20 protein-coding genes are annotated in these 24,413 nt (G+C 65.5%); 8 read left to right on the top strand and 12 right to left on the bottom strand.

Annotated elements, in window-relative coordinates:
* The first annotated feature begins 45 nt into the window (after window positions 1-45).
* Both ACW178_RS12470 and ACW178_RS12465 read left to right on the top strand, forming a co-directional pair.
* On the top strand, window positions 46-1,680 hold the full coding sequence (locus tag ACW178_RS12470) for a long-chain-fatty-acid--CoA ligase (protein WP_191558751.1): 1,635 nt from the start codon (window positions 46-48) through the stop codon (window positions 1,678-1,680).
* A 15-nt stretch (window positions 1,681-1,695) separates the two neighbouring features.
* Complete coding sequence (locus tag ACW178_RS12465; protein WP_191558750.1) at window positions 1,696-2,382, top strand: DUF1499 domain-containing protein; 687 nt, start codon at window positions 1,696-1,698, stop codon at window positions 2,380-2,382.
* A gap of 131 nt (window positions 2,383-2,513) precedes the next feature.
* Here the strand turns inward: ACW178_RS12465 and ACW178_RS12460 are convergent, their stop codons facing one another.
* Window positions 2,514-3,416: an MBL fold metallo-hydrolase gene (locus tag ACW178_RS12460; RefSeq protein ID WP_492024620.1), complete on the bottom strand. Its 903-nt coding sequence runs from the start codon at window positions 3,414-3,416 to the stop codon at window positions 2,514-2,516.
* 549 nt (window positions 3,417-3,965) lie between these two features.
* Between ACW178_RS12460 and ACW178_RS12455 the strand changes: the two genes are divergently transcribed.
* A complete protein-coding gene (locus tag ACW178_RS12455) occupies window positions 3,966-7,031 on the top strand; it encodes a TonB-dependent receptor (RefSeq protein WP_492024619.1) in 3,066 nt (1,021 codons plus the stop codon).
* A 140-nt stretch (window positions 7,032-7,171) separates the two neighbouring features.
* Window positions 7,172-7,747, top strand: a complete 576-nt coding sequence (locus tag ACW178_RS12450; RefSeq protein WP_287106527.1) for a hypothetical protein — start codon at window positions 7,172-7,174, stop codon at window positions 7,745-7,747.
* A gap of 43 nt (window positions 7,748-7,790) precedes the next feature.
* On the opposite strand, the gene metH is transcribed toward ACW178_RS12450, so the two are convergent.
* From metH to ACW178_RS12425, 5 genes are read right to left on the bottom strand one after another with little or no spacing between them, the layout of a single operon-like run.
* On the bottom strand, window positions 7,791-10,469 hold the full coding sequence (metH, locus tag ACW178_RS12445; protein WP_492024618.1) for a methionine synthase: 2,679 nt from the start codon (window positions 10,467-10,469) through the stop codon (window positions 7,791-7,793).
* Window positions 10,466-11,008, bottom strand: a complete 543-nt coding sequence (locus ACW178_RS12440; RefSeq protein ID WP_152950627.1) for a hypothetical protein — start codon at window positions 11,006-11,008, stop codon at window positions 10,466-10,468. The genes metH and ACW178_RS12440 overlap by 4 nt, the downstream gene beginning before the upstream one ends.
* Entirely contained in the window at window positions 11,005-12,087 is a 1,083-nt protein-coding gene (locus tag ACW178_RS12435; protein ID WP_287103910.1) for a homocysteine S-methyltransferase family protein, read from the bottom strand. The genes ACW178_RS12440 and ACW178_RS12435 overlap by 4 nt, the downstream gene beginning before the upstream one ends.
* Entirely contained in the window at window positions 12,084-13,163 is a 1,080-nt protein-coding gene (metF, locus tag ACW178_RS12430) for a methylenetetrahydrofolate reductase [NAD(P)H] (RefSeq protein WP_287103909.1), read from the bottom strand. Before metF ends, ACW178_RS12435 begins: the two co-directional genes overlap by 4 nt.
* Window positions 13,160-14,134: an ArsR/SmtB family transcription factor gene (locus tag ACW178_RS12425; RefSeq protein ID WP_287103908.1), complete on the bottom strand. Its 975-nt coding sequence runs from the start codon at window positions 14,132-14,134 to the stop codon at window positions 13,160-13,162. Before ACW178_RS12425 ends, metF begins: the two co-directional genes overlap by 4 nt.
* 117 nt (window positions 14,135-14,251) lie before the next feature.
* Here ACW178_RS12425 and ACW178_RS12420 point away from each other — a divergent pair, with 117 nt between their 5' ends.
* Window positions 14,252-14,656 (top strand): EF-hand domain-containing protein, encoded by a 405-nt coding sequence (locus ACW178_RS12420; RefSeq protein ID WP_287103907.1) that lies wholly within the window; start codon window positions 14,252-14,254, stop codon window positions 14,654-14,656.
* Here ACW178_RS12420 and ACW178_RS12415 read toward each other — a convergent pair whose 3' ends face one another.
* The 3 genes from ACW178_RS12415 to ACW178_RS12405 all read right to left on the bottom strand — a co-directional run bounded on the left by ACW178_RS12415 (window position 14,657) and on the right by ACW178_RS12405 (window position 18,164).
* Window positions 14,657-15,583 carry a 2-hydroxyacid dehydrogenase gene (locus tag ACW178_RS12415; RefSeq protein WP_287103906.1) on the bottom strand — a complete coding sequence of 309 codons (927 nt, stop codon included), beginning with the start codon at window positions 15,581-15,583 and terminating at the stop codon, window positions 14,657-14,659.
* Between the two features lie 29 nt (window positions 15,584-15,612).
* Window positions 15,613-17,280, bottom strand: coding sequence for an energy-dependent translational throttle protein EttA (ettA, locus tag ACW178_RS12410; protein WP_054766145.1), 1,668 nt, complete (start codon window positions 17,278-17,280; stop codon window positions 15,613-15,615).
* A 128-nt stretch (window positions 17,281-17,408) separates the two neighbouring features.
* Complete coding sequence (locus ACW178_RS12405; RefSeq protein ID WP_191558659.1) at window positions 17,409-18,164, bottom strand: tRNA1(Val) (adenine(37)-N6)-methyltransferase; 756 nt, start codon at window positions 18,162-18,164, stop codon at window positions 17,409-17,411.
* 124 nt (window positions 18,165-18,288) lie between these two features.
* Here ACW178_RS12405 and ACW178_RS12400 point away from each other — a divergent pair, with 124 nt between their 5' ends.
* Both ACW178_RS12400 and ACW178_RS12395 read left to right on the top strand, forming a co-directional pair.
* Window positions 18,289-19,305: a polyprenyl synthetase family protein gene (locus ACW178_RS12400; protein WP_183214757.1), complete on the top strand. Its 1,017-nt coding sequence runs from the start codon at window positions 18,289-18,291 to the stop codon at window positions 19,303-19,305.
* A 4-nt stretch (window positions 19,306-19,309) separates the two neighbouring features.
* Entirely contained in the window at window positions 19,310-19,963 is a 654-nt protein-coding gene (locus ACW178_RS12395) for a squalene/phytoene synthase family protein (protein WP_492024617.1), read from the top strand.
* On the opposite strand, the gene trmFO is transcribed toward ACW178_RS12395, so the two are convergent.
* The gene (gene trmFO / locus ACW178_RS12390) at window positions 19,960-21,357 is read right to left on the bottom strand and encodes a methylenetetrahydrofolate--tRNA-(uracil(54)-C(5))-methyltransferase (FADH(2)-oxidizing) TrmFO (RefSeq protein WP_287103902.1); all 1,398 of its coding nucleotides are present in this window, start codon (window positions 21,355-21,357) and stop codon (window positions 19,960-19,962) included. The genes ACW178_RS12395 and trmFO overlap by 4 nt on opposite strands.
* 74 nt (window positions 21,358-21,431) lie before the next feature.
* On the opposite strand from trmFO, the gene ACW178_RS12385 reads away from it, so the two are divergent.
* Complete coding sequence (locus ACW178_RS12385; RefSeq protein WP_054766990.1) at window positions 21,432-22,250, top strand: hypothetical protein; 819 nt, start codon at window positions 21,432-21,434, stop codon at window positions 22,248-22,250.
* 3 nt (window positions 22,251-22,253) lie between these two features.
* Here ACW178_RS12385 and ACW178_RS12380 read toward each other — a convergent pair whose 3' ends face one another.
* Complete coding sequence (locus ACW178_RS12380; RefSeq protein WP_197273309.1) at window positions 22,254-22,508, bottom strand: DUF2164 domain-containing protein; 255 nt, start codon at window positions 22,506-22,508, stop codon at window positions 22,254-22,256.
* Window positions 22,508-24,394, bottom strand: coding sequence for an ABC-F family ATP-binding cassette domain-containing protein (locus ACW178_RS12375; protein ID WP_191554225.1), 1,887 nt, complete (start codon window positions 24,392-24,394; stop codon window positions 22,508-22,510). Before ACW178_RS12375 ends, ACW178_RS12380 begins: the two co-directional genes overlap by 1 nt.
* Between the last annotated feature and the right edge of the window lie 19 nt (window positions 24,395-24,413).

The following is a 24,413-nucleotide window of genomic DNA, read 5'->3' as shown; positions in this document are numbered from 1 at the left end:
AGCGTCGCGGGCGAGCAGACGCATCAAGGGACAAGGAAGACGCACATGCTGGGATTGATGCAGGATTGGCCTCTGACGGTCGATAAGATCCTCGACCATGCCAAGAACTGGCACGGCGACCGCGAAGTGGTCACCCGTTCCGTCGAAGGCCCCATCGTCCGCACCACCTACAGCCGGATTCACGACAGGGCCAAGCGGGTGTCCAACGCCCTGAAAGCCTGGGGTATCGAGCCCGGCGATCGCGTCGCCACCCTGGCCTGGAACACCGACCGCCATATCGAGACGTGGTACGGCGTCATGGGCATAGGCGCGGTGTGCCACACCCTGAACCCCCGTCTGTTTCCCGAGCAACTCGTCTATATCATCAACCACGCCGAGGACCGGGTCATCTTCACCGACCTGACCTTCGTGCCGCTGCTTGAAGCGATTCTGCCTCACATCCCGAAGGTCGAGCGGGTCATCATCATGACCGACGACGCCCACATGCCGCAGACCCGGCTGCCGCGCGCAGAATCCTATGAAAGGATCGTGGCTGAACAGTCCCCCGACGTCTTGTGGGGCGACTTCCCGGAAAACACCGCCTGCGGCCTGTGCTACACCTCCGGCACCACGGGGAATCCCAAAGGGGTGCTGTATTCGCACCGCTCCAACTTCCTGCACACCTTCATGGCCCTGCAAGCTTCGGTGGTCGGGGGCAAGACCAGCGACGTCATACTGCCGGTGGTGCCCATGTTCCACGCCAACGCCTGGGGCATCGCCTTCGTCGGTCCCGCATCGGGCTGCAAGCTGGTGATGCCGGGCGCCCGGATGGACGGGGAGGCTCTGTATGAGCTGCTCGAGACCGAGGGCGTCACCTTCTCGGCCGCCGTGCCCACCGTGTGGCAGGGGCTTCTGGCCCATATGCGGCAGAACGGATTGAAGCTTTCTACGGTCAAGCGCGTGCTGATCGGCGGTTCGGCCGTGCCGGAAAGCCTGATCCGCGCCTTCCACGACGATTATGGCGTCGAAGTGCTCCAGGGCTGGGGCATGACCGAGACTTCGCCGATCGGCACCCTGTCGAACATGACGCCGGAGACGGCGGCCCTGCCGTTCGAGGAACAGCTGAAATACCGCACCAAACAGGGTACGCCCCCACTGGGCATCGAACTGGCGCTGAAGGACGACGCGGGTCAGAGCCTGCCGCATGACGGGGCCACCTTCGGCCATTTGATGGTCAAGGGACCGACGGTCGCCCGCGCCTATTTCCGTGAGGAGAGCTCGATTCTGGATTCAGACGGCTTCTTCGATACGGGCGACGTTGCGACCGTCGACGAACTGGGCTTCATGCAGATCACCGACCGGTCAAAGGACGTGATCAAGTCGGGTGGGGAGTGGATCAGCTCCATTGAGATCGAGAACATCGCCGTCGGCCATCCCAAGGTCGAACTGGCGGCGGTGATCGGCACCCCCCATGCCAAATGGGACGAGCGCCCGGTCCTGCTGGTCAAGCTGAAGGCGGGAGAGATCCTGAACAAGCAGGAGCATCTCGACTTCCTGAAGGGCAAGATCGCCAAATGGTGGATGCCCGACGACGTGGTGGCGCTGGACGAGATCCCCCTGGGCGCCACAGGCAAAATCGACAAGAAGCTTCTGCGCGAGCGGATGAAGGACTATCGTCTGCCCGACGTTCAGCCCGCCTGACCTGCCGGAGCGCCGATGCGATCGACCAAGCCCGTCCCCGCCTTGATCCCTGTCCTGACCGCCGTGACGGCGGCGGCTCCGGTCTTGGTGGTGGCGGCCATGGCCGCCACCCTGTTCGGCGGGGTCGATCGGGCCGTCACCTATGATCTGCTGACCTGGACGGTGGGGCGGGGCATGGCCTGGGTCGGTCTGGGCGCAGCCTTGACCGTGACGGTCCTGGCTCTGCGGGACCTCGGTCGCCGTTGGGTCTATGCCGTCACGGCTCTGGTCCTGGCGGGAGGCGTCCTGGGCGTCTTCCTCTATCAAGGCGCACGGCTGGCCCAGCCTACGCCACGTGACGTCAGCACCAATGTGGAAGAACCGCCGGCCTTCAGCCGTTTGGCCGCCCTTCATCCTCGCGCGAATGACGTTCAGGGGATGCAGGCCTGTCCCGCCGCCCGCTCCATTCCCTCGCAGATCTTGGCGCAGCAGGCGGTATCGGCCCTGGTGGACGCTGGTTTTCCAGTGGTTCGCGCCGCGACCTTCGAGGTCGAGGGGGTGCATGAGGGCGCCTGGTTCGGCTTCGCCTATGACGCGGTGATCCGCATCCGGCCCGGACGGACCGACATTCGAGTTGCAGCGCGCGATCCGCGCCCCGACGGCGGCGCGACCTGCCGTCTGATGGGCAAGATCGTCGCGGCCCTGGAGGAGGAAGTCCGCTAGAGCATGATCGTTTCGGACGGAACCGCGCAGCGGTTCCAACAGAAGCGTGAATCATGCTCTCGCTTTGATCTGGGGCTTGATTCACCGTTTCAGCGGAACCGCGAAGCGGTTCCTCCTCAACGGATCAGGCTCTAGGTCGGACGAAACTCCGCCGTCACGCTGGCCAGGCCCGAAACGGTCGCCGTCCCGTCTTCGACCAGTTTGATCAGATGGGCGAGGACCGACAGGGCGGCGGCCGGCCACAGCCGCTGATCCACCGCAGCATAAAGAACCGGCGTCATCTCCGCCGCCGTTCGGTCGCCTGCCTTCAGCCGCGCCGCCACCTGGGCCTCGCGCTCCAGCCTGTGGGCGCGATAGGCTGACAGAAAGGGCCCAGCGTCCGTCACCGGGGCGCCGTGCGTGGGCCACAGGGTGGCGAAATTCCGCGCGATCACGGCGTCCAAGCTGGCCATATAGTCGCGCATGTTTCCATCCGGCGGCGCCACCACCGTGGTGGACCAGCCCATGACGTGGTCGCCGCTGAACAGGGCGTTCTCCTCCCGTAGAGCGAACGCCATATGGTTCGAGGCGTGGCCGGGCGTGAACAGGGCCTCCAGCGTCCAGCCGTCGCCCTCGATCCGTTCGCCGCCCGTCAGCACCGTGTCGGGGGCGAAGTCCGCATCCTCATCCTCATCCAGCGCGCCCGAGGCGTGGGTTTCTCGCACCGGGGGCCGCGCCGCGACAATCGTCGCCCCCTTACGATCGGCGAAGGGGCGGGCGAGGGGGGCATGGTCGCGGTGGGTGTGGGTGACGAGGACGTGGCTGACGACGCGCCCTTCCACCGCCGTCAGCAGGGCGGCCAGATGCGCCTCGTCCACAGGGCCGGGGTCGATCACCGCCACCTGCGCCCCCGGCTCCGCCCGCCCAACGATATAGGTCCCCGTCCCCGTAAAGGTGAAGGGGCCCGGATTGTCGGCGATCACCCGCTGAATCAGCGGCGAGACCTGATCGCGCCGCCCATAGGCGAAGTCGAAATCGCGAACGAAGGGAATCACGCCGCCGCCCCCGTCCTCTGGCGCGACCCTTGCCTTAACTCCTCGGTAACCTTCGCCGGAGCGCCCGTCATGGCTCGTTCGATCGCCTTCGCTGTCTCAAATCGGCTCCAGCCTATCGCGGCGGCGCTGCTGTGTCTCATGGCGGCGCAACTCGTCACAGCGTCGTGCACGCCCGAGCCGGCGCCTTATGCGTCAAGGGTGGCGGTGGAGCGGTGATTTGAGCGGAATGCTCCTAGGGACCACCTAGAGGGCTGTGGGGGAAATATTGCGCATTCGATGGCGCAGCAGACAAAAAATCTCAAAGTGTCGCGTTTTTGCGGGCTCAGATTGATGAATTGGTGGATTTCGCCGCAATAACGACGTATTGTGGCCTTCCTCGCCTTTCTGTGGCCATATTGCGACAGATGGACGACTAAAGGGTTACGGGCCTGTAATAGACGTAGCGCGCCCTATGTGGCGGATTAAGCTCTCCTCCGATCTACGTGCATGGGGACGTAGAGTTTAGGCAGCGGCGCCTTGGGGCGCTCGATGCCCTTCGGAGGACTTGCTTTGAAAATCCAAACCATTCGTGAGCGTCTTTTGGCGGGGACGATGATAGGGGGCATGGCGCTGGCTGCCGTGGTTGTCGCGCCTGCCGTCACGCTATTGACGCCCGCTGTGGCCGCCGCGCAGGACTACACCAATGGGACGCTTGCTGGCGTTGTGCGGGGCAGCGACGGCAACGTGTTGTCGGGTGCCGCGGTTACGGTCCGTTCCACTGCTCAAGGTGCGACCCGTAATGTAACGACGGGGGCTAACGGCACCTTTCGCATTCCGCTGATTCCGACTGGACGCTACGATGTCGTGGTTGATGCGCCGGGTTACGAGACGCTCTCGGAACAGGTCGTCGTTTCGCTGGGCGATTCTTCGTCGTTCACGTTCACCCTGGCTGCGGAAGGCGCACCTGCTGCTGATGCGAGCAACCTGGGTGAGATCGTCGTTGTCGGTGTTCGTCAAGGCGTCGATTTTACGCGGACCACTACTGGCCTCACGGTGGATGTCGAAGAGCTGACCAAGCAAGTCCCCGTTGGTCGCAGTCTGACTGCGGTCACGCTGTTGGCCCCGACGGCCACGGCAGGCGGTTCAGCCGCCAACTCGTCATTTGCTGGCCAGCCGTCGATTGGCGGCGCTTCCGTAGGTGAGAACGCCTTCTACGTGAACGGCCTGAACACCACCAACTTCGACACCTACGTCGGATCTGTAACGGTTCCGTTTGACTTCTATAAAACGATCGAAGTGAAGACCGGCGGTTATCCTGCCGAGTTTGGTCGCGCCCTTGGCGGCGTGATTAATGCTGTGACCAAATCGGGCACCAATGAGTTTACGATGGCTCTGCACGGCAACTATACGGGGCCTGAGCTGGAAGAAACATCTCCGGATACGTTCCAATCCGCAAATCGCCTGACCGAAACTCGGCAAGCGGACTATACGCTGGAGCTTGGCGGCCCGATCATCCGTGACCGCCTGTTCTTCTACGGTTTGGCGCAAGGGCGTGACAACGAGAGCCGTTTCGCGTCCATCACGGGCAACAGCTACAACATCGACAAGTCCGACGATCCGTTCTACGGCGCGAAAATCGACGCCAACCTGTTCGAAGGCCATCGCGTCGAGTTCACCTATTTCGACACATCGCGGGAAACCGAGCGTAACACCTACTCGTTCAATAACACTACTGGAGTGATAGGCACGAGTCCCAACAAGACGACCTTCCAGCAGGGAGGTGAAAACTACGTGGGGCGCTACACAGGCTCTTTCACGGACTGGCTGACGGTTTCGGCAGCGTACGGCGTCAACAAGGACACGAACAACACCCTGCCGGGTGACCCGTCCTTGTCCTTGGTCCAAGATGTTCGCTCGGGAACGACGCAGCGGCTTTCCACGACCCAGGCGACAGGATCGCAAAGCATCATTGACACTCGGCGTGAGTTTTATCGTGCCGATGCTGATGTCTACTTCAGTCTGTTCGGTGACCACCACGTTCGCTTCGGCATCGACAACGAGCAACTCGAGGAGTTTAAGGTTTCTCGCCGGAACGGTGGTTACAATTATATCTACCGCCGCGGTTCTGCGAACGACGCACGCGGCGTCCCGGCTGGACAGGATTACGTTCAGGTGACCGTCGGTACGTTCGGCGGAACCATCAAGGGTGAAAACCGCGCTTGGTACATTCAGGACTCTTGGGACGTAAACGACCAGCTGAACGTACAGGTCGGGCTCAGAAACGACTCCTTCGCCGCTGAAAACTTGGCGGGCGACAAGTCTGTGGAACTGAATGACAACTACGCGCTGCGCGCCGGGTTCAGCTATGATCCGACTGGCAACCGCGTCGATCGTATCTTTGGTTCGTATGGCCGATACTTCGTTCCGCCGGCCCTAAACCTCGGTTTCCGCTCGGGTGACTTGTTCTTTAACGAGTACTTCAACGCCCCGGCGGGAGGGTTCCAGATTGATCCGGTGACTGGCCTGCCGGCCGCTCTGGGAAGCCAGATCACGTTGGCCAGCAATCCTGGTTACCGTACCGGCCCCTCGGCTTGCCCGGCGGGTGGACGTGGGACCGTCGGCGTGGTCGGCTGTGAAGTGAACGGCAACGGCAGCGTTGAACCCGCGATTTCCAAATCGGCGCTAAACTTGGATCCGACGTCTGAGGACGAGTTTGTCCTGGGTTACGAGCGCCAGTTCGGCGATCTGTGGTCTGCTGGCGTGACCTTGACCCACCGTCGCCTGAACAATACGTCGGAAGATATCGCGGTTGACGCCTACATCAACGCGCTGTGTGACCGTGAAGGCATCGCCGGCTGCGATGAAATCTATTTCGGTGACTATCAGTACCTGATCGCCAACCCGGGGCGGGATCTTGTTTTCCGTCTGCGTGATCCGCTTCCTGGTGAGACGACCGCGCGCGTTGTCACGATTTCGGCGCAGGACACGGGTTACGTGAAGGCGGTCCGCGAGTATACCGGTTTGACCTTCCAGTTCGAGCGTGCTTTCGATGGGAAGTGGGGCCTGCAAGGCTCTTACGTGGTTTCCAAAAACATCGGGAACTACGAAGGCACGGTTTTGTCAGACAACGGCCAAACTGACGCTGGCTCGACCATCCTGTTTGATCACATTGGTCTAGCGGATAACCAGTACGGCTTGCTGCCGAACCATCGCGCTCACCAAATCAAGCTGTTCGGTTCGTATCAGGTGTTTGACGGTCTGCTGTTCGGCGCCAACCTGCGCGTCCAATCCGGTAAGCCCTACGGCTGCTTGGGCGTCCACCCGACAGATGCCGATGCGGCAGCTTACGGCGTGTCATCGCGCTTCTGCCAAGGTATCGCAGTTCCGCGGGGTTCTCGCTTCAACTCCGAATGGACCGGAACGCTCGATCTGTCGGTCCGCTACACGGTTCCAGTCTCGTTGCCTGGCGATCTGGTGCTTCGTGCAGACATCTTCAACGTTTTCAACGAAAAGGGTCAAACGGAGCTTTACGAACAGGGGGATCTGGCGTCGGGTGCTGTGGACCCCAACTACGGCAAGCCTGTTGCCTACCAACAGCCGCGTTTCATGCGGATTGGGTTTGACTGGGCTTTCTAAGTCTAAGTTGGCTAAAGGACTGTTAGGCGGCGGACTTCGGTCCGCCGCCCTTTCTTTTTGTGCGCCGCACTGGCGCCATCTTGGCGGTGGAGCGTTACAGCTTGGCTGGGCGCTGGGGCGCCCTCTCGTCTAGGATTGCAATGCTGAAGTTTTCCGCCGCCGCGCTCGCCGCGACCCTTTCGCTTTCCGCCGCCGCCGCCGCCTTCGCCCAGTCCCAGGACGGGCCGATCGTCACGGGCAATCGCACCGCCGAGACGGCGGAGGCCCTGAAGGTCCGTGAGGCGATCGCCTATTCGCACACGCTGCCGCGCGGGGCGCCGACACAGGATTATCCGCTGGTGGCTTGGTGCGACGCCCTGGTGACGGGGCACGCGGATCTGGGCGACAGCCTGACCAACCGCTCGCCGGAGGATACGGAGCTGGTGCGGCTGGGGCGTCTGGAGGCCCAGGATTTCCGCAGCGCCCTGGCGGCGGCGGAGCCGAGGCAGACGGCGGCGACCAAGGCGGCTGCGCAACAGGCGGCGGCTGCGGCCAAGGCCCAGTGGGCGCCGCTTCTGGCGAGCGAGGACGAGGCGGCGCGGAGCCAGTCCTTCGGCCTGTTCTACGGCCTGCCGGGCCGGTGCGAACATGCGGCGCGGCGCATCCGGAACAACATCACCACTCCGCCGGCGACCCCGGCCGAAGTGGGGCTTGAGGCGCCGGCGCCCGCAAAGTAAGCGGCGGGATCTCGAAGATGAGCAGCGGCGGCTTGGGTCCGGCTCAGGCCGCCGTTTCGCGTTTGGCGGCGTAAGGGTCGTAGTTGAGGATGGGGGCCAGCCAGCGTTCGCAGGTCGCCACGTCCCAGCCCTTGCGCCGGGCGTAGTCCTCGACCTGGTCCAGATCGATCTTGCCGACGCCGAAATAGTGGCTGCCGGGATGGCCGAAATAGAGGCCCGAGACCGAGGCGGGGGGCCTCATGGCGAAGCTTTCCGTCAGGGCCATGCCGGCGTTTTGCTCGGCCTGAAGCAGGCGGAACAGGGTGCCCTTTTCCGTGTGGTCGGGCTGGGCCGGATAGCCGGGGGCGGGGCGGATGCCCTGATATTGTTCGGCGATCAGGTCGTCGATGCCGGTCGCCTCGTCGGCGGCGTAGCCCCACAGCTGGGTGCGGACCTCCTTGTGCAGCCGTTCGGCGAAGGCCTCGGCCAGGCGGTCGGCCAGGGCGGTGGCGAGGATGGCGGAATAGTCGTCGCCCGCGTCCTTGAAGCGTTTGGCGATCTCCAGCTCGCCATGGCCGGCCGTGACGGCGAAGGCGCCGATATAGTCCTGGTCGTCGTCGGCGATGAAGTCGGACAGGGCGAGGTTCGGCTTGCCGTTCGACTTCTTGATCTGCTGACGCAGGGTGTGGAAGCGGGCGATCTCGGCGTCGCGCGCCTCGTCGGCGAAGACGATGATGTCGTCGCCGGCGGCGCGGGCGGGCCAGAAGCCGACCACGCCCTTGGCGGTAAACCACTTCTCGTCGATGATTCGCTTCAGCATGGCTTGCGCGTCGGCGAACAGATCCCGGGCGGCCTGGCCGACGATCTCGTCGTCAAGGATCAGCGGATAGCGGCCGATCAGCTCCCAACTGGCGAAGAATGGGGTCCAGTCGATGTGGTCGGCGAGGTCCTGAAGATCCCAGGACTCGAAGGCCCGCACGCCGATGAAGCCGGGCTTGCCGGGGCGGGGCTGATCGGGGTCGAGCTTGAAGCGGTTCTCGCGCGCCTGATCCAGGCTGGCGCGGGCCTTGACCTCCTGGCCCCGGGCGTACTGTTCCCGAATGCGGATGTATTCGTCGCGGGTGGCGGCTTCGTTCCTGGCCCTTTCGGTGGGCGACAGCAGGCCTGAGACCACGCTGACGGCGCGCGAGGCGTCGACGACATAGGTGGTCGAGCCGCGGCGATAGGCCGGTTCGATCTTGACCGCCGTATGGGTGCGGCTGGTAGTGGCGCCGCCGATCAGCAGAGGAATGTCGAAGCCGCGCCGCTCCATCTCGGCGGCGACGAAGACCATCTCGTCCAGCGAGGGCGTGATCAGGCCGGACAGGCCGATGATGTCGACATTGTGGGCCTTGGCCTCGTCCAGGATCCGGTCGGCCGGGACCATGACGCCCAGGTCGATGACCTCGTAATTATTGCACTGGAGCACGACGCCGACGATGTTCTTGCCGATGTCGTGGACATCGCCCTTGACCGTAGCCATCAGGATGCGGCCGGCCTGTTCGCGCGGCTTGCCCGCCTTTTCGGCTTCCATATAGGGCTCGAGCCAGGCCACGGCTTGTTTCATCACCCGGGCGGATTTGACCACCTGGGGCAGGAACATCTTGCCCGAGCCGAACAGGTCCCCGACCACATTCATCCCGTCCATCAGCGGACCTTCGATGACGTGCAGCGGCCGTTCGGCGGCGAGCCGCGCCTCCTCGGTGTCGGCCTCGATGAACTCGGTGATGCCGTGGACCAGGGCGTGCTCGATCCGCTTGCCGACCGGCTGTTCGCGCCAACTGAGATCGACGACGCGGGCCTGACCCTTTTCGCCCTTGTAGCGGGGCGCCATGTCGACCAATCGCTCGGTGTTCGAGACATTGGTCCGCTGCGGTCGATTCAGAATGACGTCCTCGACCGCCTCTCGCAGCTCGGGGTCGATGTCGTCATAGACGGGCAGGTCGCCGGCGTTGACGATGCCCATGTCCATGCCGGCGTTGATGGCGTGGTACAGAAAGACGCTGTGGATCGCCCGGCGCACCGGCTCATTGCCGCGGAAGCTGAACGAGACGTTCGACACACCGCCCGAGATGCGGGCGTAGGGCAGGGTGGCCTTGATGACCTTGACCGCCTCGATGAAGTCGACGGCGTAGTTGTCGTGCTCCTCGATCCCCGTCGCCACGGCGAAGATATTGGGATCGAAGATGATGTCCTCGGGCGGGAAGCCGACCTCGTTGACCAAGATATTATAGGCGCGGGTGCAGATCTCGATCTTGCGGGCGGCGGTGTCGGCCTGGCCCACCTCGTCGAAGGCCATGACCACGACGGCGGCGCCGTAGCGCAGGCATTTGACGGCGTGTTCGCGGAAGGCGGCCTCGCCCTCCTTCATGCTGATCGAGTTGACGATGGGCTTGCCCTGGACGCACTTCAGCCCCGCCTCGATCACCTCCCATTTGGAGCTGTCGATCATCACCGGCACGCGGGCGATGTCGGGCTCGGCCGCGATCAGGTTCAGGAAGGTCCGCATGGCGACGGCGCCGTCCAGCAGCCCCTCGTCCATATTGATGTCGATGATCTGGGCGCCGGCCTCGACCTGTTGCCGGGCGACGTCGAGCGCGGCTGAATAGTCGCCCTCGACGATCAGCTTGCGGAATTTGGCCGAGCCGGTGACGTTGGTCCGTTCGCCGACGTTGATGAAGGTGGGACGCATGGGCAGATTCACGTTCTCGCAAACCAAGTGAGGACGCGTTTACACACCTCAAACTTGGAGCCATAGACGTCGGTGAACTCAACCTCGACCGTTAGTGTCGCTAAGATGTTGCGGACCGAATTGTGGGCCGTAACAAAAATCGGATCGGTTGGTTCGCCGTTAAGAGCAATCAGGATCATCTCGTCGTTCGAGCGGATACTTCTACCGGTCGCTTCTACGACGAAGTCCTCCCAAACTATCTTCTCGGAAATCTCTGACATGAACGCCAGAACGTTGTCGGTAGTCGTGGTGCCGTCGGACACACGAACGGCCTCGATGATCATCGGCCCGGGGCCATCGTTGACGACCTTCACGTGGAGTCGATTGACGTAGTCGCCTACTGCAATACGGGGTAGCGGCCTGAGAGACAGACGATTGTGCTTGTCTTGTGATCTGACGGAAGACCGCGTCAGCAGGACCGAAATGATCGCGCCTAGAAGTGCTGCGAAAGAGATGCCAACGCCTATCCAGTCGGCAAGACCCGTCGATTCTGGGGTGATGATCTGAATCACGCCACTAACTCAAAAGGTTCGAGGCCTGACAATCTGAGGGCCACCGGCCGTTCCGGGATAGTGCGCGGCTTCAGGGGAGCGACTTCCTCGGCGACGTGCTTGATGTGATCCGGCGTCGTGCCGCAGCAGCCGCCGACGATGTTGACCAGGCCGGAGGCGGCCCATTCCTCGATGAAATGGGCGGTCTCGTGCGGCTCCTCGTCGTACTGGCCCATGGCGTTGGGCAGGCCGGCGTTGGGATAGGCCGCGACCAGGGTGTCGGCGACGCGGCTCAGTTCGGCGATGAAGGGCCGCATCAGGTCGGCGCCCAGGGCGCAGTTGAAGCCCACGGCGAAGGGTTTGGCGTGGCGCACACTGTTCCAGAAGGCCTCGGCCGTCTGGCCCGACAGGGTGCGGCCCGATCGGTCGGTGATGGTGCCCGAGATCCAGATGGGCAGGGCGTCCATGCCCTCGTCCTCCAGATCCTTGATCGCCTTGATCGCGGCCTTGCAGTTCAGCGTGTCGGTGATGGTCTCGATCAGATAGAGATCGACGCCGCCCTCGTTCAGCGCCTTCACCTGATGGCGATAGGCCTCATAGACTTGGTCGAAGGTCACGCTGCGGGCGCCGGGGTCGTTCACGTCGGACGACATGGACAGCATCTTGTTCAGCGGACCGATGGAGCCGGCGGCGAAACGCGGCTTGTGCGGCTCCTTCTCCGTCCAGCGGTCGGCGGCGGCGCGGGCCAGTTTGGCGCCTTCCAGATTGATGTCCCACACCGCCTGGGCGTCCAGGGCGTAGTCCTCCTGGGCGATGGTGGTGCCGGAGAAGGTGTTGGTCTCGGAGATGTCGGCCCCGGCGGCGTAATACTGGTCGTGCAGATCCGAGATGATGTCGGGGCGGGTGATGCAGAGGATGTCGTTGTTCCCCTTCATCTGATGCGCCTCATCATAGCCGTTGGCGGCGACGAAGCGGTCGGCGCGGAAGTCGGCTTCGGACAGGCCCCGACGCTGGATCATCACGCCCCAGCTGCCGTCGAGGACCAGGATGCGTTCCTTGGCCGCCTGGTGCAGGGCGGCGATGCGTTGTGCACGGGTCATTGCGCTCCTCCTCCGTTGGGGGAGGTGGCGCGCAGCGAAGCGGAGCGACGGAGGGGGCTTACCCCTGACGTCGGCGCCTGCGGTTGTCCCCCTCCACCGCTTCGCGGTTCCCCTCCCCCGATGGGGGAGGATTGTCGTTCACGCACGCCCAGCACGCGGCAGATCGCATAGACCAGATCGGCGCGGTTCAGGGTGTAGAAGTGGAAGTCCGAGAAGCCTTCTTCCTGCAGACGCGCACAGGTCTCGGCGGCGACGGAGGCGGCCAGCAGTTTGCGGGTCTCCGGGTCGTCGTCCAGCCCGTCGAAATGCGCTTTCAGCCAGTCGGGGATGCCAGCGCCGCAAGCGCCGCACATACGGACGAGGCCGGCGAAGTTGGACACGGGCATGACGCCGGGGATCAGGGGAATGGTCACGCCCGCCGCCCGCACCCGGTCGCGGAAACGCAGGAAGGCGTCGATATCGAAGAAGAACTGGCTGATGGCCCGGGTGGCGCCGGCGTCCACCTTGGCCTTGAGCACCTCGATGTCGTGGTCGATGGAGGGGCTCTCGGGGTGTTTCTCGGGATAGGCGCCGACCGTGACGTCGAAACCGCCGATGCGGCTGATGGCGGCGGTCAATTCGGTGGCGTTGGCGTAGCCGTCTGCGCGGGGCTGATAGACGCCGCCGATGCCGCCGCCGCCGGGCGGATCGCCACGCAGGGCGACGATGTGATCGACGCCGATGGCCTTATAGCCGGCGATCACCTCGTCCACCTCATCCCGACTGGCGTCGACGCAGGTCAGGTGGGCGGCGGGACGCAAGGCGGTCTCGGCGATGATCCTTTGCACGGTCCGGTGGGTGCGTTCCCGCGTCGAACCACCCGCTCCATAGGTGACGGAGACGAAGGCGGGGTTCAGCGGCTCAAGCCGGCGGATCGCCTTCCACAGATTGACCTCGGCCTCGTCAGTCTTGGGCGGAAAGAACTCGAAGGAGACCCGCACCGTTTCGCGGTTCGATCCGGCGCGCGCGACCGGCCCCAGCGGCGAGAGCAGCAGGGCGCGCGCTTCCGCCAGATTGGTGGAGGAACCGGTCATCATGCGCTCTTTCTGCCTTGGGCGGCGGCGGGGGCCGCCCTGCGTTCCGCCGTCCAGATCGTCACGGTCAGCCCTTCGTTATCGGGGGGCAGGGCGATGGGCGCAGAGGGAGCCAGGTCGTTCTCGACCAGCCAGTCGGTGATTTCGGCGTCGGCGAAGCCCAGGCGGCGGTGCTGATGCGCCTCACGCATATGTTCGAAGTCGTGGGGTGCGAAATCCACGATGACCAGCCGCCCGCCTGGGCAGACCAGACGCGCCGCCTCGGCCACGGCGGCGGACGGGTCGGCGAGATAGTGTAGGACCTGATGCACGATCACCAGATCGGCGCTGCCGGCGGGCAGACGGGTGGCGAAGATGTCGCCGTGACGCAGTTCGACCTTGCTCAGCCCGGCCTTGGAGACATTGGCGCGGGCGATGTTGAGCATGTTCTGGCTAAGATCCAGACCCACTGACATCTTGGCCTTCTTGCCGAACAGGGTCAGCATCCGTCCCGAGCCGGTGCCCAGGTCGACGACACGCTTGAAGGGGCCCGGCCCCACCGCCCTTTCCAGCGCGGCCTCCACGGCGCTTTCGCTGACATAGAGGGAGCGCAGTCGGTCCCACTGGGGCGCAATCTGTTCGAAATAGCTTTCGGCCGCCTGCTGTCGGTCCTTCTGCACCTCGCTCAGTCGCCGATGGTCGGCCTCTCCGGCGTCGTCGGCCAGGATGTCCAGAACGGTGTCGATCAGCCGCCGCGCATGGGGATCGTGCGACAGGCGGTAATAGACACGGGCGCCGTCGGGAAACCGCTCGATCAGCCCGGAATCGGTCATCAGCTTCAGGTGACGGGAGACGCGGGGCTGGCTCTGGTCCAGAATGCGCGACATCTCCATGACCGACAGCTCTTCACTGGCCAGCAGAGACAGGATGCGCAGGCGGGTGGGTTCACCGGCGGCGCGAAGCGCTTCGACAGTCTGATCGGCGTTCAGGCTCATATGATCATATAAAGATATCTTTATATGATTTGGCAAGCAGAAACCTTGTCGCAAAGGCCGCGACGGGAAGGCTTCCGTTCGCCGTTGAAGGACATGCAATCCCTTTGGAGTGGTTCCATGCGCAGCCTTCTGATCTCAACCTTCGCCCTCCTCGTCGCCGGACCGGCCCTGGCGCAGAGCGATTTTCCTGAGCCGCCGATGGGCGGGGGGCAGATGTCCGGTCCGCCGCGGATGGGCGGGATGCGTCCGCCGGAGCGCGAGACCCTCGCTGACATGAAGGCGAGGATGGGCGCGATGTTCGACCGTATCGACGCCAACCATGACGGCGCGGTCAACGCCTCGGAGCTGGCCGCCTCGCCGGGCGGTCGGATGCTGAGCCGCGCCGATGCGGATGGGAACGGACTCATCACCAAGGCCGAGATGGAGGCCGGCGCCGAAGCCATGTTCAAGACCATGGACAAGAACGGCGACGGCGTCGTCACGGCCGATGAACGTCCGCAGCGTCCGCAACGCCCGAACTGATCACTCGACCGGCGTCTTCAGCGGCTGGTCCGCGAAATGCGCCTGAAGATTCTGCATCAGCAGCATCAGCATGCCCTGCACCCCGGCGGTCGTCGCGCCGGCGGTGTGGGGCGTCAGGACGAGGTTCGGAACATCGGCCCAGCGTGAAGGCTCGGTCGGCTCCTCCATGAAGACGTCCAGGGCCGCCTGGCCCAGGGCGCCGGACTTCAGCATGTCGATCAGGGCGTCCTCGTCGATCAGCTGGCCGCGCGCGACATTGACCAGCAGGCCGTCCGGCCCCAAGGCCTGAAGCACCTCGCGTGAGATCAGGCCGCGATTGGTTTCATCGGCCTTGCAGGCGACGACGAGGATGTCGCTGGCCTCGGCCAGGGCCGACAGGCTGTCAGCCCGGGGCCATTCGGCAGCCTTGGGGCGAGGGCCCCACCAGCTCACATCCATGCGGAACGTCTCGGCGCGCCGGGCTACCGCCGCGCCTATGGCGCCCAGGCCGACGACGCCGAGTTTCTGGCCGCCGAGCGACGGGGTGATGCTGCGGGTCTCGGCGGTCCAGCCGCCCGACCGGACCTGGCGATCGCCCGAGACGATCTGCCGACGCGCGGCCAGGATCAGGCCCAGGGCGTGGTCCGCGACGTCTTCATGATTGACGCCCGGCGCATGGGTGACGGGCAGGCCGCGTTCACGACACCAGTCGATGTCGATCCCGTCATAGCCCGAGGTGAAACAGGCGATCAGATCGAGGGCCGGGAGGCGTTCGATCAGCCCCTTGTCCAGCGGCGCCTCGCCGGCGACGATCAGGGCGCGGATGTCATGGGCGGCCTCAATCGGCGGGCCTTCCCAGAAGCGGTAGACGTCATAGACGCTCTCGAGGATCGGCGAGAGCGGGGCGAGATGCCGCTGCATGATCAAGACGGCGGGGCGTTGGGTCATGCAGCGGCTCCTCTTTTTAGATCAGGCGATCAGCGCCCGAACTTCTGGTGTTGCAGGCGCTTGGGAATGATGCTGTCGGCGCCCAGGCGGCGCATCTTGTCCTGTTCGTAGGCCTCGAAGTTCCCTTCGAACCATTCCACATGGCCGTCGCCTTCAAAGGCGAGGATGTGGGTGGCCAGACGGTCCAGGAACCAGCGGTCGTGGGAGATGACCACGGCGCAGCCGGCGAACTCCTCCAGAGCCTCCTCGAGGTTCTGCAGGGTCTCGATATCCAGGTCGTTGGTCGGTTCGTCGAGCAGGATCAGATTCCCGCCGGCGGCCAGGGTCTTGGCCAGATGGACGCGGTTGCGCTCGCCGCCGGACAGCTGACCGACCTTCTTCTGCTGGTCGCCGCCCTTGAAGTTGAAGCTGCCGACGTAGGCGCGGGTGTTGATCTCGCGCTTGCCGACCATCATCACGTCGGTGCCGCCGGAGATGGCCTGCCAGATGGTCTCGTCCGGCTTCAGGTCGTCGCGCGACTGGTCGACGTAGGCCAGCTTGACCGTCTCGCCGACGCGGATCGAGCCGCCGTCGGGCTTTTCCTGGCCGGTGATCAGCTTGAACATGGTCGACTTGCCGGCGCCGTTGGGGCCGATGACGCCGACGATGCCGTTGGGCGGCAGTTTGAAGGTCAGATTGTCGAACAGCAGCTTGTCGCCATAGGACTTCTGCAGGCCCTCGACCTCCAGCACCACATTGCCCAGGCGCGGGCCGGGCGGGATCTGGATATGGGCGTGGGTCTGGGCCCCGCGCATCGATTCCTGTTCCTCGACCATCCGTTCGTAGGCGGCCAGACGGGCCTTGGACTTGGCCTGACGGGCCTTGGCGCCCGAACGGACCCATTCCAGTTCGCGGGTGAGGGCGCGCTGGCGGGCTTCGGATTCCGACTGTTCCTGAACGACGCGCTTCTGCTTGGCTTCCAGCCAGGAGGAATAGTTGCCCTCGTGCGGGTGACCCTTGCCGCGGTCCAGCTCCAGGGTCCACTTGGTGACCTGGTCCAGGAAGTAGCGGTCGTGGGTGACCAGGATGACGCAGCCGGGGAAGTTCTCCAGGTGGTGCTGCAGCCAGGCGACGGATTCGGCGTCCAGGTGGTTGGTCGGTTCGTCCATCAGCAGCATGTCGGGCTTGGACAGCAGCAGGCGGGCCAGGGCGACGCGGCGCTTCTCACCGCCGGACAGGTTGGTGACTTCCCAGTCGTCGGGCGGGCAGCGCAGGGCGCCCATGGCCATTTCGATCCGGCTGTCGATGTCCCAGACGTCGGCGGCGTCGATCTTCTCCTGGAGGCTGGTCATCTCCTCCATCAGCTCGTCGGTGTAGTTCTCGCCCAGTTCGGCGGCGACGGCGTTGAAGCGGTTGACCCACTGCTTCTCCTCGCACCAGGCCTCGACGTTCTCGCGAACATTCAGGGCGGGGTCGAGCTGTGGCTCCTGCTCCAGATAGCCGCGCTTGATTCCGTCGGCGGCGCGGGCCTCGCCGGAGAACTCGGTGTCCAGACCGGCCATGATCTTCAGCAGGGTGGACTTACCCGAGCCGTTGACCCCGACCACGCCGATCTTGGCGTCGTTGTAGAAGCTGAGCCAGATGTTCTCGAAGATCTTGCGGCCGCCGGGGAAGGTCTTGGTCAGACCCTGCATCTGGAAAATATATTGTTGCGCCATGAGGTGCGATTTCGCCCTTGGGGTTTCGTCGAATGGGGGAGGTTGCCGCGGATGTAGCGATCCTGAGGCGCGAGAGCAAATAAGGCGAGTATCGGCGGGTCGGGCGCCCTGTGTCGGAACGGGGCCTCTCACCAGTCCAGAGCGGCTTCGCCTCTCAGAAGGGCTTCGGATTCGGGCGTGTGTTTGGCGCCCGATCGGTCGTGCAGCACCAGCGGCGGCAGGAGGCGCAACGGCGCCTTGCCGGTCTTGATCGCCCGGACCAGCACCCGTTTGGCCGGTTTCTCGGCGAAGGGCTGAATCGGTCGAATGGCGAAGGATCCGGCCTTGTCTCCCAGCAGGGCCAGAAGATCGGCCAAGCGGTCGGCGCGGTGGATGATCACGATCCGGCCGCCCTCGCGCACCGCTTTCAGCAGCAGGCCGGTCCACGCCGCCAGACCGTCGTCGGCCATCCAGGCGCCGTGCTTGCCCGGGGCCGGCGCGCGCAGGGCGCCCGGGTCGTCGAAGAAGGGCGGATTGGACACGGCCCAGTCGAAGGGCGGCAGTCCCAGCGAACGGAAACCGGCCGCGACGTCGCCCTCGATGACGGTGATCCGATCCCCGAAACCGTTCAGCCCCGCATTCTCGCGCGCCAGGGCGGCCGACGACGAATCACGCTCCAGCCCCGTCAGCGAAAGAGCGTCATGACGGGCGGCGATCTGCATCAGGACGGCGCCGGCTCCGCAGCCGGCTTCGAACAGCCGCTCGCCCGGCCGTGGCGCGACGGCTGCGGCCAACAGGGCGGCGTCCATGCCGGCGCGATAACCCCGCGCGGGCTGTCGCAAACGCACGCGCCCGCCTAACAGGGCGTTCTCGACGACTTCCGGCGCGGCGGGAACGCTGTCCAAGCCTCAATCTCCTTGACCCTCCGGGGGGGGATCACCATTGTGCGCGCCATCGCGATCCGGCAAGCGGACGCGGTCGGAATTAGCTGCGCGGCGGACGTTGCGCGACCTGCGAAAGAGTATCCCCTTGGACCTCGCCCCTGCCGTGTTTCCCCGTCCGAAGGGGGATGTGAACGCCCTCGTCCGGCTGGCCGGAACCGATATGGCCGAGGTGGACGCCCTGATCATCGACCGGATGCAGTCGGATGTGCCGATCATCCCAAGACTGGCCGAACATCTGGTCTCGGCAGGGGGCAAACGGCTGCGGCCCCTGCTCACAGTCGCCGCCGCCCGGGCCACGGGCGCGCAGGGGGACATTCTGTCGCCCAAGAAGCTGGCGGCGGCGGTGGAGTTCATCCACACAGCCACCCTGCTGCACGACGACATCGTGGATGCGTCGGAGCTGCGTCGAGGCAAGGTCGCCGCTCATCTGATCTGGGGCGCGCCCACCAGCGTCCTCGTCGGCGACTTCCTGTTCGCGCGCGCCTTCGAACTGATGGTCGAAACGGATTCGATGCGGGCTCTGGGCATTCTGGCCGAGGCCTCGCGCGTGATCTCGGAAGGCGAGGTGCTGCAGCTGACCCGCGCCCACGACCTGAACCTGGACCAGGCCACCTATCTTCAGATCATCTCGGCCAAGACCGCCGAACTGTTCGCCGCCGCCGCCGAGGCGGGGGCCGTGGGCGCCGGGGCGTCGGTCGAAGCGGTCAAGGCCCTGCGCGACTACGGCATGGCCCTGGGCATCGCCTTCCAGCTGGCCGATGACGCCCTGGATTACGGCGCGACCGCCGAGGCCCTGGGCAAGAACGCCGGCGACGACTTCAACGAGGGCAAGGCCACCCTGCCGCTGCTGCTGGCCGTGGCCCGCACTCGGGGCCGCGAGGACGCCTTCTGGGAGCGGACCGTGACCAAGGGCGAACGCACGCCCGAGGACTTCGCCCGCGCCCGCGAACTGGTCATCGGCTCGGGCGCCATCGGCGCGACCCTGGACCTGGCCGGCGACTACGCCGATCAGGCCAAGGCCGCCCTGTCGGTCCTGCCGGCCTCCGACTGGCGCGCGGCCCTGGAAGACCTGGCCGATTTCGCCGTTTCGCGTGCCGCCTGAACCTGTGAATGAACCCGATCGGACGGCGACGGTCGCGGCGAGTCTGGACGCCCAGGTCCGCGCCGCCGATCTGGACCGCTGGCTGTCCAGCCGCCTGGTCGCCGACGCGCGCGCCCGCGCCGACCTGATCACCCTCTACGCCTTCGAGGCCGAGCTGATGGCCATACCCACGCGGGTGACCCAGCCGCTTCTGGCCGAGATGCGCTACACCTGGTGGGCCGAGCAGCTGGACGGGGTCTTCGCCGGGATCCCCCGCAAGGGTCACCCGGTGCTGGAGGCCCTGACCGATCTGGTCGCCCGCCACGGCCTGGACCGCGCCCCCTTCGACGCCTTGATCGAGGCTCATATCGGCCGCGTCCACGGCGAGCCCCACGACCTGGACGCCTTCTACGTCGGCCCGATGCAGACGGCGGTTCATGTGCTGGCCGGTCCAGGCCATGCGCACAAGGTGGTCGAGGCGGGGCGGATGCGGGGGCTGGCGCAGGTAGGGCGGACGGAGGAGGCGCGGGCGGGACGCGGGACGGCGAACGCGGCCTTGAAGAGCCTGCCCGCCGAAGCCTTCCCGGCCGTGGCCTCGGCCGCCCTGACGACGCCGGATGAGCCGGAGCCGCTCAAGCGTTTGCGGCTGATCTGGGCGACGGTGCGCGGACGGGTTTAGCCCGCGTCCCGCCAGGCCTTCAGGCTCTCCATCGCCCGAATGCTCTGAAGCCGTTTCTTGGCCCGGCCGCGTTCCTTGGGATGGATGCGCTTGCCGTCCTCATCGACCTTGGGGGCCTCCAGCGGGGGCAGCAGGCCGTAGTTGATGTTCATCGGCTGGAACTTGGAGCCTTCCAGGTGGCCCCCGGTGATGTGCTCGACCAGGGCGCCCATGGCGGTCTCGGGCGGGGGCGGCGACAGGTCGCGGCCCAGGGCTTGCGCTGCGGCGAGGCGACCGGTCAGCAGGCCCATTGCGGCGCTCTCGACATAGCCTTCGACCCCCGTGACCTGGCCGGCGAAGCGCAGGCGGGGCATGGCCTTGAGCCGCAACTGCTTGTCCAGCAACTGGGGGCTGTTCAGATAGGTGTTGCGGTGCAGGCCGCCCAAACGCGCGAACTGGGCTTTCTGCAAGCCGGGGATCATGCGGAAGACCTCTGCCTGCGCCCCATGCTTCAGCTTGGTCTGGAAGCCGACCATGTTGAACAGGGTGCCCAGCGCATTGTCCTGACGCAGCTGGACGATGGCGTGGGGCTTGACCGTCGGGTCGCGCGGATTGGTCAGGCCGACCGGCTTCATCGGCCCATGCCGCAGGGTCTCGCGCCCCCGCTCGGCCATGACCTCGATCGGCAGACAGCCGTCGAAATAGGGGACGTGCTCCCAGTCCTTGAACTCGGCCTTGGGGCCGTTCAGCAGGGCGTCGATGAAGGCCTCGTACTGCTCCTTGTCCATCGGACAGTTGACGTAGGCGGCCGCGTCTCCGCCGGGACCTTCCTTGTCATAGCGCGACTGCCGCCAGGCGATGTCGAAGTCGATCGAGTCAGCGTGGACGATGGGGGCGATGGCGTCGAAGAAGCTCAGGCTCTCCTCGCCCGTCGCCTTCAGGATGGCGTCGGCCAGGGGGGGCGAGGTCAGGGGGCCGGTGGCGACAATCACATTGTCCCAATCCTCAGGCGGCAGGCCGACGATCTCCTCACGCACGACGGTGATCAGAGGGTGGGCCTCCAGCTTCGCCGTGACCGCCTGGGAAAAGCCGTCGCGATCCACCGCCAGGGCGCCGCCCGCCGGCACCTGATGGGCGTCGCCGCATGCCATGATGACCGAGTCCAGCGCGCGCATCTCGGCGTGCAGCAGACCGACCGCATTGTACTCCCAATCATCCGAGCGGAAGGAGTTGGAGCAGACCAGTTCGGCCAGTCCGTCCGTCTGGTGGGCGTCGGTCTTCACGCCGGGCACGCCGCGCATCTCGTGCAGGATGACGGGCACGCCGGCCTGAGCGATCTGCCAGGCGGCTTCCGAGCCGGCCAGGCCGCCGCCGATGACGTGAACAGGGGAAGGAGATGTGGGGGAAGCGTTCATCGCGGCCTTCTAGCGGCCGTCTGGCGTGATGTCATGATCCCCTGCTATGTCGCGGCGGGGATGAGGGGGTGCGCGTGAACCGTCACAGACAGTTGCCGTTAGGCGAGACCCTGAAGGCCGCCTTCGCAAAGCTGCCGCTGGCCTGGCGGGGCGCGTGGGGCGCGATCCTGGTCTGCGCCGTCGTTTGGAGCGTCGCCGGGTGGAGCGCCCATGCGGTTGAAGCCTCGTGGGCGATGATCGGGCGGGGTGTCGGCCAGATCGCCGGCCTCGTCGCCGGCTTGGCCCTGGCGGGCGGCCTGACGCGGATTGCGGTCAGCGCCGATCTGGATGAGGCGCGGCGACGCGGACTGGGTCCGGCCGGTCTTCAGTTCGGATGGCCGGAACTGCGGTTGCTGGGCGCCGCCCTGCTGTGCGCGGTCTTCATGGCCATGATCCTGTCGGTTGCGGCCCTGCTGCTTCTGGCCCTGTTCGGAATGGCGGGGCTGGACGCTGAGGCGATCAACCAGCGGAACTGGGCTGCGGTCGGTCCGGTGTGGAAGCTGGTGCTGCTCGCGGTCGTGACCCTGCTGGTGGCCTATGGGGTTCTGGTGATGGCCGTGCGGCTGTCCTTGTTCGCCCCGGCCACCCTGGGGCGCGGGCATATGGTCTCGCTGAACAGCATGGGCGTCGCCCAGGGCAGTTTCTGGCCCCTGCTGGGCGGGCTGATCGTGGTCGGCCTGCCCAAGCTGGTCCTGATCGGGCTCTCCGCTGCGGGCTTGCTGTCCGGCGCCGCCAGGGACGTGGCATCCGCCCTGGTCCTGTCGGGGCTGGAGGCGCCCTTGGCCGCCGTCTTCCTGGGCGAAGCCTATCAGCGGCTGGAATATTGGGCTCCGGACGCGCGCGATCCGGGCTGACGCCTAACGGATCGAAACTGAGCGTTCCAGGCCATACAGGGCCTCGACCACGTCCTCCGCCTTCTGCTGGACCAACTGCTGGGCGTCCTGAACGCCGCGATTGTAGAAGATCGCGCCGATTTCCTTGCCGATGAAGTCCAGCAACATCTCGGCCGGCAGTTGAGCCAGCTCCTGCTCCAGCTCGTCGCGGAAATAGGCGCGCAGCCTGGCCGTGGCGGCCGCGCGCTGATCCTTGGACAGTTGAACGGGCTTGATCATCACGCCACCTCGGCCAGCGCCTCTTCCGCCGCGATCCAGGCGGTTTCAGCGGCGTCCAGATCGGCCTGGGTCTTGGCGCGGGCGCGGCCCAGGCTTTCCAGCTTTTTCGAGTCATTGGCGGCTGCCGCAGCGGCGAGGTCGGTGTCGATACGGGCCAGGTCGGCGGTCAGGCGCGCCATCTCCTCTTCTGCCTTCTTCACCGCATGGCGTAGGGTAGAGGGGGAGGGGCCTGACTTCTTCTTCTCCGCCTTGGGCGCAGCGACAGGCGCCGCTTCGGCCACGGGCTCGGGCTTGAGCTGACTGGGCTTCATCCCGGCTTGTTTGGCGCGGTCGAGGACGAACTTGGCGTAGTCGTCCATGTCGCCTTCGAACGGCTTCACCGTACCGTCGGCGGCCAGCCACAGCCGGTCGGCGACCAGCTCCATCAGCGACCGATCGTGGGTGATCAGGATGACGGCGCCCGTGTACTGGTTCAGGGCGTCCAGCAGGGCGCGACGGCTGTCGATGTCCAGGTGGTTGGTCGGTTCGTCGAGGATCAGGATGTGGGGCGCATCCATGGCCACCAGGTTCAGCAGAAGACGCGCGCGCTCACCCCCGGACAGGGCCCCCACCTTGGTGTCCTGCTTCTGATAGGGCAGGCCGAACTGGGCCAGGCGGCTGCGCCGGCTGCTTTCGGACGCTTCGGGCATGGCGCGCAGGATGATCTGCAACGGCGTGTCCTCGGGATCCATCGCCTCGATCTGGTGCTGGTGGAACCAGCCGACCCGCATCTTGCCGTCGCGGTGAAACTCGCCGGCGTCGACGGTCAGGGCCTTGGCGATCAGCTTGGCGAAGGTGGACTTGCCGGCGCCGTTGACGCCCAAGAGGCCGATGCGGTCGTCCAGGTCCATCCGCAGGTTCAGGTTCCGAAGGATCGGCTTGCCCGGCTCATAGCCGACGCTGGCCTTCTCCAGACGGATCAGGGGCGGGGGCAGGGGGCGTTCAGGCGAGGGCAGGACAAAGGGGGCGACCCGTTCTTCGGGCGGCAGCTCGATCCGCTCCATCTTCTCCAGCTTCTTGACGCGCGACTGGGCCTGGGTGGCCTTGGAGGCCTTGGCCTTGAAGCGGTCGATGAACTTCTGAAGGTGGGCGCGCTCGGCGTCCTGCTTGGACTTGGTGGCCTCCATCAGCCGCAGCTTTTCGGCTCGGGTGCGCTCGAAGGTGTCGTAGTTGCCGGTGTAGAGCTCCAGCTTGCGGTTCGAGAGCTGAAGGATGTGGGTGCAGACCGAGTTCAGCAGATCGCGGTCGTGCGAGATCATCAGGGCCGTGTGCGGGTATTTCTTCAGCCGCGCCTCCAGCCACAAGGCGCCTTCCAGATCGAGGTAGTTGGTCGGTTCGTCCAGCAGCAGCATGTCCGGTTCGGCGAACAGGGCGGCGGCCAGGGCCACGCGCATCCGCCAGCCGCCCGAGAAGTGCGACATCGGCCGGTGAAGATCCTCCTGACTGAAGCCCAGGCCGACGAGGATTTCCGAGGCGCGGGCCGGGGCGCTCTCGGCGTCGATCTCGATCAGACGGGCCCAGATTTCCCCCATCTCCTCGGGATCGGCGGTCTCCAGCCGGGTCATCAGGTCGTGGCGCTCGACGTCGGCTTCCAGAATGGTCTCCAGCACGCTGACGGGGGTGGCGGGGTGTTCCTGATCGACGGAGGCGATGCGGGCGGTCTTGGGCAGGCTGATCTCGTCGCCGTTGGCGGCCAGTTCGCCCAGGATCACCTTGAACAGGGTCGATTTGCCGATGCCGTTTCGGCCGACCAGACCCACCTTGGAGCCGGGTGGCAGGCTGACCGAGGCGTCGTCCAGAAACTGGCGGCCCCAGGCGTTCAGGGTCAGGTTGTTGATCTGGAGCATGCGGACGAATTGACTTTCT

It is taken from the genome of Brevundimonas sp. AVps4, from assembly GCF_058681525.1.
Note: the sequence above shows the minus strand (reverse complement) of the source record. Positions and strands in the feature narration are given on the sequence as shown.

What these genes read in the sequence shown, in the direction of transcription:
- ACW178_RS12380 (WP_197273309.1), bottom strand. Translation starts at nt 22,508, where the DNA reads ATGATCAAGCCCGTTCAACTGTCCAAGGATCAGCGCGCGGCCGCCACG.
- ACW178_RS12415 (WP_287103906.1), bottom strand. Translation starts at nt 15,583, where the DNA reads ATGACCCAACGCCCCGCCGTCTTGATCATGCAGCGGCATCTCGCCCCG.
- ACW178_RS12420 (WP_287103907.1), top strand. Translation starts at nt 14,252, where the DNA reads ATGCGCAGCCTTCTGATCTCAACCTTCGCCCTCCTCGTCGCCGGACCG.
- ACW178_RS12450 (WP_287106527.1), top strand. Translation starts at nt 7,172, where the DNA reads ATGCTGAAGTTTTCCGCCGCCGCGCTCGCCGCGACCCTTTCGCTTTCC.
- ACW178_RS12470 (WP_191558751.1), top strand. Translation starts at nt 46, where the DNA reads ATGCTGGGATTGATGCAGGATTGGCCTCTGACGGTCGATAAGATCCTC.
- ACW178_RS12435 (WP_287103910.1), bottom strand. Translation starts at nt 12,087, where the DNA reads ATGACCCGTGCACAACGCATCGCCGCCCTGCACCAGGCGGCCAAGGAA.
- ACW178_RS12425 (WP_287103908.1), bottom strand. Translation starts at nt 14,134, where the DNA reads ATGAGCCTGAACGCCGATCAGACTGTCGAAGCGCTTCGCGCCGCCGGT.
- ACW178_RS12465 (WP_191558750.1), top strand. Translation starts at nt 1,696, where the DNA reads ATGCGATCGACCAAGCCCGTCCCCGCCTTGATCCCTGTCCTGACCGCC.
- trmFO (WP_287103902.1), bottom strand. Translation starts at nt 21,357, where the DNA reads ATGAACGCTTCCCCCACATCTCCTTCCCCTGTTCACGTCATCGGCGGC.
- metF (WP_287103909.1), bottom strand. Translation starts at nt 13,163, where the DNA reads ATGATGACCGGTTCCTCCACCAATCTGGCGGAAGCGCGCGCCCTGCTG.
- ACW178_RS12375 (WP_191554225.1), bottom strand. Translation starts at nt 24,394, where the DNA reads ATGCTCCAGATCAACAACCTGACCCTGAACGCCTGGGGCCGCCAGTTT.
- ettA (WP_054766145.1), bottom strand. Translation starts at nt 17,280, where the DNA reads ATGGCGCAACAATATATTTTCCAGATGCAGGGTCTGACCAAGACCTTC.